Raw genomic sequence first — 11,619 nt, 5'->3', positions numbered from 1 at the left:
GCGGCTCACGCCGCGAGCGCATAGAACTGCTGGGCTGGACGCAATTCGTCCCTGGTCTGCAACTGGTCCTTTCGGATCATATGCATGAGCTCGATCCCCGAGAGTGTCGCGGCAGCCGATCGAAATGATTTGAAGCCCAACGTCGGCCGCGTCACTCGCTTCATCGCTCGATGGCCCTGCTCGACAATATTATTGAGATATTTGATGCGCCGGATTTCGATGTCCGCTTCATGCTCCGCATTGTAGCTTTCGATCGCCGCCGTGTTGGCGCCGCTCTTGTCGATCGTGATCGTCTCCGGCCCGCCATGTTGGCCGATCGCCTTACGCAGGAAACGCAACGCGGCTTTGCGATCCCTCTTGGCGGTCAACAGAAAATCGACTGTCGCGCCTGCGTTGTCGACGGCCCGATACAGATATTTCACAGCAGCCTTTGACTTTCACGTAGGTCTCATCGAGACGCCAGCTGGATCCGATCGCGCGCTTGCGAGCGCGGAACTGCTTCTCAAGCAAAGGCGCATATTTGACGACCCAGCGGTTGAGCGTGGAATGGTCGACCTCGACGCCTCGCTCTTCCATCATTTCCTCGAGTTGACGATAGCTCATCGGATACGCCACATACCACCGGACGCCCCACAGGATCACGTCGCGTTCAAAATGGCTGCCATTGAAATCGATCATCACTCTATTCCGCCTGCCCCGGCCCCGCGATCATAGCCCCAACCGGCCCGTGAGAAAAATTCGCGACAGAGCCGGATGTCGGGCTCTGTATTCAACGCCTGGACCGCAGCGCCCCTGCGCCGTGCCGACATCTGCGACCACGAAGCCGGGCTGTTTTCCCGTCGCCTCAGCAATTCGTTCGGCAGCTATCTGCAAGGCTTCGGCGCGACGAGCGACGAGTGTGACATGGACGCCCTCATTGGCGAGCGCCCAGGCGCAGGCCATCCCTGGCCCACGAGAGGCGCCGCAGACGATAGCGGTTCTGTCCGGTATCCGAAGATCCATTCGGGTGCCTCCTTGCTAGACGGCAAATGTGGTCGAATGATCCGCCACCTACGAGCGCGAGGAATATAAGAGTCTGTCCGTGAACCTCATACTTAATTACAAAGCCTTCTGAGCATGAGGCGGATGGAGGCGAGGTGAAGAAACGCCAGCGCCTTGCGATTGAGGTTTTCGAAGTCCTTGGCCAGCCTTCGGCAGCGACCGAGCCAAGAAAAGGTTCTTTCGACGACCCATCGGCGAGGCAGCACTTTGAAACCTTTGGCCGCATCGGAGCGCTTGACGATCTCGGTGTCGACAAACGGCAAGGCCTTCTTCTGCGCGTCGCGGAACTGCGGGCCTTGATAGCCGCCGTCGGCAAACAGCTTTTGCAGAAACGGGAATTTTCCAAACATCGTGCGCAGGACCAGAACGCCGCCATCGCGATCCTGAATGTCGGCCGGATGAACGAGCGCGTGAAGCAGCAAGCCTATCGTATCGACGAGAATGTGCCGCTTCTTGCCCTTGATCTGTAGAGTCGAGGAAGGGCGCGGTGACGCGTTGGATCGCGCTCCGTTTCCCTTCCCCGCTCATCAAACCGGACGTGCAGATTTCCCGCATCCGGCTTTCCGACCAGCTTCATCGCAAAGCACTCGCCGGCGACACTTGGCGCCCACGCCGAAGACGCAATACTCCCAATTCGCCAAGGACATGGTCCCGCGGGAATTGGCGCATGCTTCGTCCTTGCGCCTTGTGTCGTCTGCACAGGAAGCACATCACGCGATCGTAGACGTGCCGATCAACGGCCTCATAGGCCGACGCCAAGGAGCCGTAGCCGAAATACGCCGACCATCCGGCTAAAAGCCGGTTCAGCCGGTTGCGCACGATCGGCCACGCGCCCTTGTTGCTCGGCCGCAAAAGCTCGCTGACTTTCGTTTTGACCCGCAATATGCTCTTCTTCGATGGACTCGCGCCGAGGTACCGTCGGCCTCCGTTTGGAAGGTGACGGGGGCCGATGGAGTAGCCGAGGAAGTCGAAACTCTCCCGTCGAGCGTCTTTCAGCGAGGTTTTCACCTCGTTGATCGTCAGCCCGAGCTTCGTCATTACTGCCTTCGTCCACGCCAAGGCCTCCTCCGCATATCCGCGGCTGAGGATGACGAAGTCGTCGGCGTAATTGACGACGTTCGCGCGGAAAGCCTCGCCCCGTCCGGTCAAACGCCAATGCTTCAGGAAGCGGTTCATGTAGATCACGGAGAGCATTGGGCTGACGACCCCGCCTTGAGGCGTGCCGCGCCTGCTGCTCTTTCCGCCGCTCATGCGCCGTCTCCCGTCGCCGTCCCGCTCCTCGACTGGCGCTTTCAGCCACAGCTTGATCAAATGTAGCACGTGCCGGTCGACGATGCGTCGGGCCACCGATTTGAGGAGGTCCGAATGCGGAATCGTGTCGAAATATTTCGACAAATCGGCGTCTACGACGTCGGTGTAGCCCCGGCAAACCAGCCGGTGTGCTTCCTTGACCGCATCGACCGCGCTGCGGCGCGGGCGATAGCCATAGGCGCTGTCCTCGAAGTCCGCCTCGAAGATCGGCTCGAGCACGATCTTGGCGGCGGTCTGAACAACCCGATCCCTTATTGTCGGGATGCCGAGAGGGCGCTCTCCGCCCCCTGGCTTCGGGATCGTCACCCGCCGCACCGGATCAGGCCGATACGTCTTCGACACGAGTTCCTCGCGCAGGCCCGCGAGCCACGCTTCCACGCCCGACGCCTCGATTGAAGGTCACCCCGTCCACACCCGGCGGAGCGCTTTGTCGCGGGCGCGTTCATAGGCGTGAAGAAGAATGTCCTCGCGGCAAATCTTGTCGTAGAGCAGATAGAAGCGGAAGGCGGGCTCTGCCTTCGCCTTGCAATAGAGCTTTCTCTGAAGACTCCTGATCTTGTCGGGCGTTTCAAGGCTCATCGCCAATCACCCTCTCCTCGCCATCTTCGAAAGCACGCCAGAAGTCAGGGTCCTTCCCTCCGCCGGAATTGCCCGGCTTCGACAGTACTATGGCCCTGTCCGACTCCCGTCCGGTCCGCCGCCAGAAGCGGCGTTGAAGCCGTGACCTTCGACCGCACGGGTCTCCCTCGTTGCTCGCATCACCATTCCGACGTGCTGTGTCCAATACCCCGGCAGACCAGACGGGTGCTTGCGTCGATTTCTTCCCCATCTGCGCGGCCTTCCCCGGGAAAAAGACGGGTCGGCGTCTGCATCGACTCTTTCGAGGCCTGCTCGGACTTCACTCGCGTTACGGCCCGCCGGATCGCTCAACCGCCCATGGCGGCCTTTGTCACGAGGCTTCGGTCCGGCCAGTCCCCCAACCGAACCGCTCGTCAGCTACCCAGATCAATCGACAACTCTCTGGGTGGAACCTACCTCCACTGGTGATACGCGCCTTCGAGGCGCACTTTTTCCTGCATCGTAGCCATGCGGATCGATGCGATGCCCCCTTTTTCTGCGCTCTTCACGCTCTGGCTGTCGATGACCGCGGCTGTTGGGCTGGCCTCGCGCCCTGCCGCTTCGCGACACTTCACGTACAGAGCATGATGGATGCGATCGAGCGTTCCGTCGTATGTCCAAAGATCGAAATAGCCATGGACCATGCTCTTGGGCGGCAAATCCTTGGGGATCGCGCGCCATTGGCAGCCGGTCGAGAGCACATACATCAAGCCGTTCACGATCGAGCGCATCTCGACCGTGCGCTTCCCGCCGCCCCGTTTCGCCGGTGGGATCAGCGGTCCGACGAGCGCCCATTCCGCGTCCGTCACGTCGCTCGGGTAGCGCAATTTGCTACGATCGTAGCGCGTGCGATTTTCATTCGTCCACATCGGCGGTCTCCGCGAGAATCAGGCCGCCTCTATTGAATCACAAGCGATTCATCCGATTCAACTTGTCTTCGGACCGACACTAAGGGTTCCATAACGTCCGTTCGACGAAATCTCGGGCCGCCCGGGCGCCCGACACAGAATCTGCGCGATGGCCTCCGCCACCCCTGCCAATCGGGCGCCATCCCGTCGATGGCGGCCTCGCGCGTCGGCGCGGCGCCCTTCGCCCGCGCCGACCCACCAGACCGGCAGAGTGACACGAACGGCGCCGTCGGATGTCGGATCGTCCATTCGCGTCCGCGCGACCTCAAAATAATTCTCGGACCGGCCGAGAGATTTCCTGTTCCAGCGCGTGGATTTCGATGTCGATGACCTGTGCGCCGAGCGCTGGTCGTCCCTCTGCGGAGGGACCCCGACTGAGGGCTGCCAATCTCCAGCGTCTGGTGGAGGCGCGCGCCTTGTCCCGCGCTTCGACCTACAGCCCATCGTCCGCCTCTCTGTTTCCCGAGGTTGCCGCTCCGCCTCGTTCGTGTCCCTTGCGACAAATTCCACATCAGTCGGGCGTCGGAGGCGATCGTTCGTCGTCGATTTCAACCCATGAAAGCGTCGCGCGCGTCGTCTTGAAGTGACTTACGGCTTCCAGCGATTTCCATCGAGCCAACTCGTGGTCGGACGGGTTGTCGCCGTTTTTAACGAAATACTAACCAATCTCTCAGCATAACGTGAGCATGGCTGTCAGAGACTTCTGATCATGACGCAGGTCGATGTTCTAGGGAGCGCGTCCACCAAGATCGACGTATCGATCGTGATGCCGTGTCTCGACGAGGCTCGCTGCCTGCCCGTCTGCATTGCCAATGCTCGGGACGCGCTCGAGACGATGAGTCACGAGCTCGGATTATCCGGCGAGATCGTGATCGCCGACAATGGAAGCCGAGACGGCAGTCAGTTGATCGCGCGCGCTCTCGGCGCGCGGGTCGTCGACGTCGAGCAGCCGGGATATGGCGCTGCGCTCATCGGAGGACTACGCTCCGCCAATGGCGCCTATCTCGTGATGGGAGACGCGGACGGCTCATATGATTTTCGCGAATCCGTCGATATGGTGCGCCGCCTCGACGCGGGCGCTGATCTTTGCATCGGCTCGCGCTTCAAAGGGCGTATAGAACCGGGAGCGATGCCCTGGAAAAATCGCCATATCGGAAATCCCGCGCTCACCTTCGTCTTGAATCTGTTTTTCCGCGCAGGCGTCACCGACGCCCATTGTGGTCTGCGCGCCATAACGAGCCCCTGCTTCGAACGACTCGATCTCACCGGCCGTGGAATGGAGTTCGCCAGCGAGATGATTATTAAGGCGGCGCTCAAACAGCAGCGAATCTTCGAAGTGCCCGTGACGCTCCATCGCGATCGGCGCGATCGTCCCTCGCATTTGCGGCCGTGGCGCGACGGATGGCGGCATCTGCGTTATCTTCTCATGTTCAGCCCCGCCTGGGCCTTCGCTGTGCCGGCCATTTTGGCCATAGCGCTTTCCTTGGGGATATGGGCGCTGACCGGCGTCGCGGCCCTCGCGGAAAATAAGTCGCCTTTTGGCAATTACTGGATCATTCTCGCCGGCTCGCTGCTCGGCCTCGGACACACCGGCACAGTTCTCGCTGCAGCGACGCATTTCTATGGCCGCCGCCAAGGCTTTCGTCCCCCTGCTTGGTGGGAGGACAAGGTCGTCGATTGGTTCTCATTGGAGACCATGCTCGTCGCTGGGAGCCTCTTTTTCACGCTCGGTCTCACTATTCTCCTCTCTGTTTTCGGCTATTGGTCGAGTCGCAATTTCGAGCCCATCGGCACGGTTCTACCCGCTGTCGTCGGTACGACGTTGATCGTCATCGGCGCTCAAAATGCGCTCGCTGGCTTCCTGCTCGCGATCGTCAATGGTCACGAAGCGAATTTCGTCGACCGAACAGAAGCCAAGAACTGGTCCGATGCACAGCGACATTCCACTCGCGCGCCTATCGCCACTCTGAACGCAGCCGGCCGCAATTGCGACGAAACCGCCTCCGATCGAGCTGCAAATGGAGGCAGGTGAAGATGATCGCCGAAAGCGCCCAGCGCCGTCTTCGTCCCCGCATCTTCGACACGGACTGGCTGCTGCTCCGAGCGATGCGCGTCAGTATCGAGAAGGTCGCCGCGCAAATCGTGAAGCCCGGCGCGATTGCCGTGGATTTCGGATGCGGCTCCAAGCCGTATCAGCCGATCTTCGAGGCTCACGGCGCATCGTATCTCGGAGCGGATTTCGCCGATGCGGAAATCACGATCGATAAGAACGGCCGCGTCGACGCGCTCGACGCGAGCGCTGATCTCGTCGTCTCGTTTCAAGTTCTGGAGCATGTTCCCAACGTCGGCTCCTATCTTCATGAAGCGCGCAGGCTCCTGCGATCCGATGGTCGGCTAGTCTTGTCGACCCATGGCAATTGGTTCTATCATCCTCATCCTGAGGACTACCGGCGCTGGACGCGACTCGGACTCCTGACCGAACTCGCCGAGCACGGGTTTGAAACCATCGAATGTGTGCCTCTGCTCGGGCTACCCGCCTGGACGACGTTGCTCAGACTGACCTGCGGCTACCACGCCATCGTAAAACTGCCAGTCCTCGGCCGCTTCTTCGCTCGAACCCTCGCTATCGCGCTCAATCTACGCGCCTTGATTGAAGACGCGATAACCCCGGAATGGGTCACGCGCGACAATGCATGCGTCTATCTGATGCTGTGTCGCCCGACCCGGATCTCGCCATGAGATTGCCGCGTTTCATGCTCGTCGGCGGATTCTGCGCGCTTCTCAACAACCTGTCGGTTGTCGGCTTCAGTTTGGTCGGCATCCATTATGTCTGGGCGACACTTCTTGCATTTGGACCCATACTCATCATCGGGTACAGATTGCACTGTTCCATCACATTCGACGCGCCGGCGTCCTGGGCTTCCTTGGCGCGCTACGCTGCGGCGATGCTCGCCAACTATCCGCTCTGGTTCGCCTCTCTCTATCTCCTCGGCGATTTCGGCAATCTTCCCACAGCGATCTCCGCACCCGTCGCCACAATTTTCATAACGCTCTGGAATTTTTTATGCACGAGATGGGCGTTGTCACGAGCCGTCACGCCCTTCCATGAAACGCGTTCCGCGAATCGGGGGTAATTTCATGGAATGCTTTACGCTCGACGATTTGACACGCTGCATGGCGCCGCATGCGCCTATCTATTCCTGGCGTAAGCCAGCCTATCAATATGTGGCGCTAACCAATCTCCATCGCGCATGGGATAAATCGCATCGACGTGCGCTCGATGTCGGCGGAGGAACCGGGCTTCTCGCCTATACGATCAAATCGCTGTTCGGGCTGGATCACATCGTCTCCATAGACGTCGAGAACCGATACCTACCGTCGCTCGACATCGAAACGGCCGTTTATGACGGCTGCACGCTTCCGTTTCCGGACAAATCCTTCGATTGCGTCATTCTCTTCAATGTTTTGCATCATGTTCCAACTCCGCTTCGCCTTCCATTGCTGCGCGAATGTCGACGCGTCGCCGGGACAGGTCCTCTCTACATCAAGGACCATCTTTCTGAGGGCCTGTTCGACGATGCTCGGCTCGCGGCGCTCGATCTCATCGGCAATCTTCCCTTCAATGGAATGGTGAGCGCCTGCTATCTGCGTGCCGAAGACTGGCGTACGCTCACGAGTGGCGCGGGCTATGCGTGCGAAATCGTCTCCGACGGCGAATATCGTCACGGCGTCGAGCGAGTCATCTTTCCCAATCGCCTCGAAACGAGCATGAAATGGCGACCGATTTGACGACTGGCCACGAGATGTGCCGTCCGGTCATCCGACTCGCAATGCTGTCGCATTACTTCGAAGAGCATCGCGGCGGAGTCGAAATCGTCGCGGGCGCATTGGCGAGAGCCTTGTCGCCGCTGGGTTTTGAAATCGTCTGGCTCGCGACCGACAAAAAGGCTTTTCGTGACGAGACATCGAACCCGGAGCGGCGCGGGCTACCGGCCTCGAACATCGTCGAACTCACTGCCAAAATTCCCTATCCGCTTCCTTTTCCGAGCGCTATTCGTTCGATTTTTGCCGAAGTGCGCAACGCCGATGTCGTTCTCGTTCATGACGCGCTCTATCTGACCAGCGTCGCCGCACTCTTCGCATCTCGATTTTATCGCAAGCCTTTCCTCGTCGTGCAACACATCGGGATCGTCCCGTATCGCAATCTCATTCTCCGATCGCTCATGGCGGTGGCCAATCGAGTCATCGCTGTACCTGTTCTGAACCGAGCCGACCAGATCGTCTTCATCAGCGATTTGACGCGGCGCTATTTCGAGACGCTTCACTGTCCGCGCACGCCTCAACTCATCTTCAACGGCGTCGACACCGAGATTTTCTTCCCTCCTGAATGTGAAGCAGACAAGGCGACGGCGCGCGCCGATCTTGGTCTGCCCCCCTTCGCGCCTATCGCACTCTTCGTCGGGCGCTTCGTAGAAAAAAAGGGCTTGCTTCACCTCGAACATCTGGCGCGCGAACGCGACGACGTCTTGTTCGTCTTCGCTGGTTGGGGAGACATTGATCCTTCGCAATGGACGCTGCCGAACATACGCGTGTTTCGAGAGTTGGTCGGCCCGTCTCTCGCATTGCTCTATCGTGCGGCCGATGTGTTGTTGTTGCCGAGTGTCGGTGAAGGCTTTCCGCTTGTAATACAGGAAGCGCTCGCCTGCGGTCTGCCTATCGTCTGCGGCGCCGACACCGCTGCCGCGGACAAAGAGGCCGAACCATTCCTGACTACGATAGCTATCGACGTCGAGACGCCGAAAGCAACCGCGGCGGCGCTCGGGGCGGCGACCTCTCGCCTGCTCGAGTCTGGGGAGAATGGAAGGCAATCGCGCGTCGCGCGCGCCGAATTTTGTCGCTCGCGCTATTCCTGGCGCGCTTCTGCAGAGCACTACGCGACGCTTTTGCGTGGTTTGGTCGCGTTTCCGAAGCCATAGACCGTCAAAGCCGAAGCACCGATAATAGAGGTAAAATTATGTTTGATCTCGATACTGCTTCCGATACAGAAGGCCGCAACTCGTCATTTTTCCTCACTTTGAAGGGCGTGACGATCATTTCGACCGCGATCATTTTTTTCGGGGTAATCATCTCGTCTATGACGGAACCTGTTCTAATCGCCACAGCGAAGCAGCCGAAATTTGTATGGTTGACGACATATTTTTTCCGCAGCCAGGACGCACTATGGCTTGTCGGCGTTGCCATTCTTCTCGCAATTGTAGCTATTGCACGGCCGAAGTTGCACCGGAGCTTCATCGATCTCGACGATCGATCTCGACGCAACATGGCCGTGACGCTGCTCGCGCTCTTCGTCCTGATCTGCGGCGTCGTAGGAACTCATTTGGTGTTCCACGACTATCATCTGTCACGTGACGAGATCTTGGCGGACTTCGACGCAACGATTTTCCGCTCCGGCCATCTGATCGCGTCCATCGCTCCAGAACATCGGCCCCTTGCGTCTGCGCTCGCGCCGGCATTCATGGTCCCTATCGACCGGGTTGATGGCTTCGTTTCCGCATATCTGCCGGTGAACGCGGCGTTGCGAGCGGTGGGCGGCTTTGTCGATCCGGCCTCGACCAATCCGCTTCTCGCCGCCTTCGCAGTTATCGCAGTCTTTGCTGTCGCGCGGCGCCTTTGGCCTTCAGATGCGGCTCCAGCGCTCGTCGCCGCCGCGATAACAGCCACATCCTCGCAGCTTCTCGTCGGTTCGATGACGAGTTACGCGATGACCGCCCATCTCGCCCTCGATATGCTCTGGCTCTGGCTCTTTGTCCGCGACGACGAAGCCGGACACGCGGCTGCGATCATCGTCGGAGCGCTCGCGATCGGTTTGCATCAAGCGATCTTCCACCCGCTCTTTGCGGCGCCCTTCATTCTGCGTCTCTGGAGATCGAAGCGACGAACGATGGCAACGGCGTATATCGTCAGCTATGCGATCGTTCTCCTTTTTTGGATCAGCTATTGGCAATTGCTCGCCCTATGGGGCGGCGTCTCTATGGACGCGTCGGACGAAGTCGGCTTTGTTTATTTTATTGCCCGAGTTGTAGCTCTTCTGACGAGTTTTCAATGGTCGGGCGCCGACCTTATGGCGAAGAACATTTTGCGATTCGTCATTTGGCAGAACCCGGTTCTTCTTCCCTTGGTCCTTCTCTCCTACAAGCAAATACGCGACCGCTCCGGAATCGCCTGGGAGCTGGCTGCAGGCATTTGCCTCACTCTCATCGCCATGTTCGTCGTCCTTCCCTATCAGGGTCATGGCTGGGGATATCGCTATATGCATGGGCTGCTCGGGAATTTTTCGCTGCTCGCGGCCTATGGATGGATCGATCTCTCTACGCGCACAAGCGGCCGCGCAAAGCCGGAGGCCGGAGCAATGCTCGCAATCGGTTGCGCTATCGGCGCGATCATTCTGCTTCCGGTCCACGTCATTCAAGCCGAACGCTTCGTCCAACCCTATGCAAGGGCCGCCGAGGTGATCAGCCGCACTGATGCGGATTTCGTGATTGTCGACAAATCTGGACTTCTTTTCGTCGAAGACCTCGTTCGCAATGATCCGTTCCTGGGAAACAGGCCGAAAATTCTCGATCTTACTTACCTCGCGGATGAGCAGATTCACCTTATCTGCGCGAAGAGCAAGGTTGCTCTGTTCGAAAGCGCAGATGCAACATCGCTCGGGATTTCGCGCCACGATGAGGCGACGAAAGTCGACGATGACGTTCGTAAAAAGAAGCGAAAGCTCATGGCGGATCTAGGCTGCGGCGCCGAAATCAGCCCGCGAATGTCAGTCGGCGGGGCGCGTTGGCTCTGACGCAATTCTGGTGCAGTTTTTCGTCAGTCCGCTCCGAGAAGCCGGGCTTCGAGGAGATCGAGTTTTGCGCGCCCATACATTTGGCGCTTGATCAACTTCAGCCGGGTGATCTGGCCTTCAGTCTGGCCGTTCGACCAAACGTTCGTGATCGCCGCCACGACGGCGGCGCGGTCCTTTGTGACGCCGCTCGCGAAGGAAGCCAGGAGGCCGGTTTTTGCACGGTCGATCCAGCCGTCGAGGTCGTCGCCGGCTTTCTTGCGGATCGTGGCTTGAAACGCGGCGACGGCGGCGCGCGCTTCGGCAAGAGCAGGAACGCTGTCCTCAATTGCTGCGATTGTGAGCGTCTCCGTCGTCGACAGCGCGTCCCGGCCACTCGTCATCAGGCGTGCAATGGTCCTCGCCGAGGGCGTTCGATGCAAGCCAGCCGCGTCCATCTTTTCCGAGCGGCGGCGCCGGCCCGCCCATTCGGAGACGACGCGCAAGGATCCACGAAAGCCGGCAGCTTGGAGACGTCGCCACAGTTCAGCGCCATTGTGACAGCCGGCGGCCCATTGCGCGTCGAGCCATGGAAGATGCGGCTCGAGTGAACTCTCCCGCGTACGGAAAATTTCCGAGCGCTGGCCGCGCAGAATCTTTCGAACGAGCCCGCGACTATTGCCCGTCTCCCGCACGATCTCTTTGATCGACGCGCCACGCTCGGCCCGCGCAAAAATAGCGGCGTTGACTTCTTCGCGGCGCAGATAGCCCTCGTATTGAAGCTTCTCCGCGGCGGTGAGCAGTGCCGGGTCGACGAACGTCGCTCCGAGCGCGGATCGTATGCAGCGCATCGATTTGCGCACGGCGCCGAGGAAGGCGGCGCTGGCGTTTCCATCAGATGCCAGCGGTCGGCAACCTGAA

At 59.6% G+C, this 11,619-nt stretch carries 10 protein-coding genes and 3 pseudogenes; 6 read left to right on the top strand and 7 right to left on the bottom strand.

The genetic code is table 11. The features are described 5' to 3' along the window. Positions 1 to 5: 5 nt before the first annotated feature. The 6 genes and pseudogenes from EDE12_RS20845 to EDE12_RS20825 form a co-directional block, all read right to left on the bottom strand. A protein-coding gene (locus EDE12_RS20845; RefSeq protein ID WP_245275688.1) for an IS6 family transposase occupies positions 6 to 678 on the bottom strand; the annotation gives its coding sequence in 2 pieces (ribosomal slippage) (positions 6 to 425 and positions 427 to 678; 672 coding nt in all). A 30-nt stretch (positions 679 to 708) separates the two neighbouring features. Continuing rightward, on the bottom strand, positions 709 to 1,002 hold the full coding sequence (locus EDE12_RS20840) for an SDR family NAD(P)-dependent oxidoreductase (RefSeq protein WP_083967421.1): 294 nt from the start codon (positions 1,000 to 1,002) through the stop codon (positions 709 to 711). Between the two features lie 92 nt (positions 1,003 to 1,094). Beyond that, positions 1,095 to 1,508: pseudogene (locus tag EDE12_RS20835) on the bottom strand (IS5 family transposase); the annotation flags it as partial. 106 nt (positions 1,509 to 1,614) lie between these two features. Next, complete coding sequence (ltrA, locus tag EDE12_RS20830) at positions 1,615 to 2,730, bottom strand: group II intron reverse transcriptase/maturase (RefSeq protein ID WP_245275689.1); 1,116 nt, start codon at positions 2,728 to 2,730, stop codon at positions 1,615 to 1,617. A 21-nt stretch (positions 2,731 to 2,751) separates the two neighbouring features. Then, on the bottom strand, positions 2,752 to 2,937 hold the full coding sequence (locus EDE12_RS22400; RefSeq protein ID WP_245275690.1) for a hypothetical protein: 186 nt from the start codon (positions 2,935 to 2,937) through the stop codon (positions 2,752 to 2,754). Between the two features lie 483 nt (positions 2,938 to 3,420). After that, a pseudogene (locus tag EDE12_RS20825) lies at positions 3,421 to 3,839 on the bottom strand (IS5 family transposase); the annotation flags it as partial. A 748-nt stretch (positions 3,840 to 4,587) separates the two neighbouring features. Here EDE12_RS20825 and EDE12_RS20820 point away from each other — a divergent pair. The 6 genes from EDE12_RS20820 to EDE12_RS20795 are packed head-to-tail and all read left to right on the top strand — an operon-like array spanning position 4,588 to position 10,722. Then, positions 4,588 to 5,910 (top strand): glycosyltransferase family 2 protein, encoded by a 1,323-nt coding sequence (locus EDE12_RS20820; protein WP_024882131.1) that lies wholly within the window; start codon positions 4,588 to 4,590, stop codon positions 5,908 to 5,910. 2 nt (positions 5,911 to 5,912) lie between these two features. Next, entirely contained in the window at positions 5,913 to 6,617 is a 705-nt protein-coding gene (locus EDE12_RS20815; RefSeq protein WP_051592317.1) for a class I SAM-dependent methyltransferase, read from the top strand. Beyond that, complete coding sequence (locus tag EDE12_RS20810; protein ID WP_166671915.1) at positions 6,614 to 7,012, top strand: GtrA family protein; 399 nt, start codon at positions 6,614 to 6,616, stop codon at positions 7,010 to 7,012. Before EDE12_RS20815 ends, EDE12_RS20810 begins: the two co-directional genes overlap by 4 nt. A gap of 4 nt (positions 7,013 to 7,016) precedes the next feature. Continuing rightward, on the top strand, positions 7,017 to 7,667 hold the full coding sequence (locus EDE12_RS20805; protein WP_051592318.1) for a class I SAM-dependent methyltransferase: 651 nt from the start codon (positions 7,017 to 7,019) through the stop codon (positions 7,665 to 7,667). After that, positions 7,652 to 8,854: a glycosyltransferase family 4 protein gene (locus EDE12_RS20800; RefSeq protein ID WP_026597742.1), complete on the top strand. Its 1,203-nt coding sequence runs from the start codon at positions 7,652 to 7,654 to the stop codon at positions 8,852 to 8,854. The genes EDE12_RS20805 and EDE12_RS20800 overlap by 16 nt, the downstream gene beginning before the upstream one ends. 38 nt (positions 8,855 to 8,892) lie before the next feature. Next, a complete protein-coding gene (locus EDE12_RS20795; protein ID WP_134188280.1) occupies positions 8,893 to 10,722 on the top strand; it encodes a hypothetical protein in 1,830 nt (609 codons plus the stop codon). A 23-nt stretch (positions 10,723 to 10,745) separates the two neighbouring features. On the opposite strand, the pseudogene EDE12_RS20790 reads toward EDE12_RS20795, so the two are convergent. Then, positions 10,746 to 11,619 (bottom strand): annotated as a pseudogene (locus EDE12_RS20790) (transposase); the annotation flags it as partial.

It is taken from the genome of Methylosinus sp. sav-2 (genome assembly GCF_004366495.1).
GTDB lineage: Bacteria > Pseudomonadota > Alphaproteobacteria > Rhizobiales > Beijerinckiaceae > Methylosinus.
This window is presented reverse-complemented; position numbering and strand designations above follow the sequence as displayed.

Coding starts and splice junctions, on each gene's coding strand:
- EDE12_RS20840 (WP_083967421.1), bottom strand. CDS start 1,002: ATGGATCTTCGGATACCGGACAGAACCGCTATCGTCTGCGGCGCCTCT.
- EDE12_RS20820 (WP_024882131.1), top strand. CDS start 4,588: ATGACGCAGGTCGATGTTCTAGGGAGCGCGTCCACCAAGATCGACGTA.
- EDE12_RS20795 (WP_134188280.1), top strand. CDS start 8,893: ATGTTTGATCTCGATACTGCTTCCGATACAGAAGGCCGCAACTCGTCA.
- EDE12_RS20805 (WP_051592318.1), top strand. CDS start 7,017: ATGGAATGCTTTACGCTCGACGATTTGACACGCTGCATGGCGCCGCAT.
- EDE12_RS20815 (WP_051592317.1), top strand. CDS start 5,913: ATGATCGCCGAAAGCGCCCAGCGCCGTCTTCGTCCCCGCATCTTCGAC.
- EDE12_RS20800 (WP_026597742.1), top strand. CDS start 7,652: ATGGCGACCGATTTGACGACTGGCCACGAGATGTGCCGTCCGGTCATC.
- EDE12_RS20810 (WP_166671915.1), top strand. CDS start 6,614: ATGAGATTGCCGCGTTTCATGCTCGTCGGCGGATTCTGCGCGCTTCTC.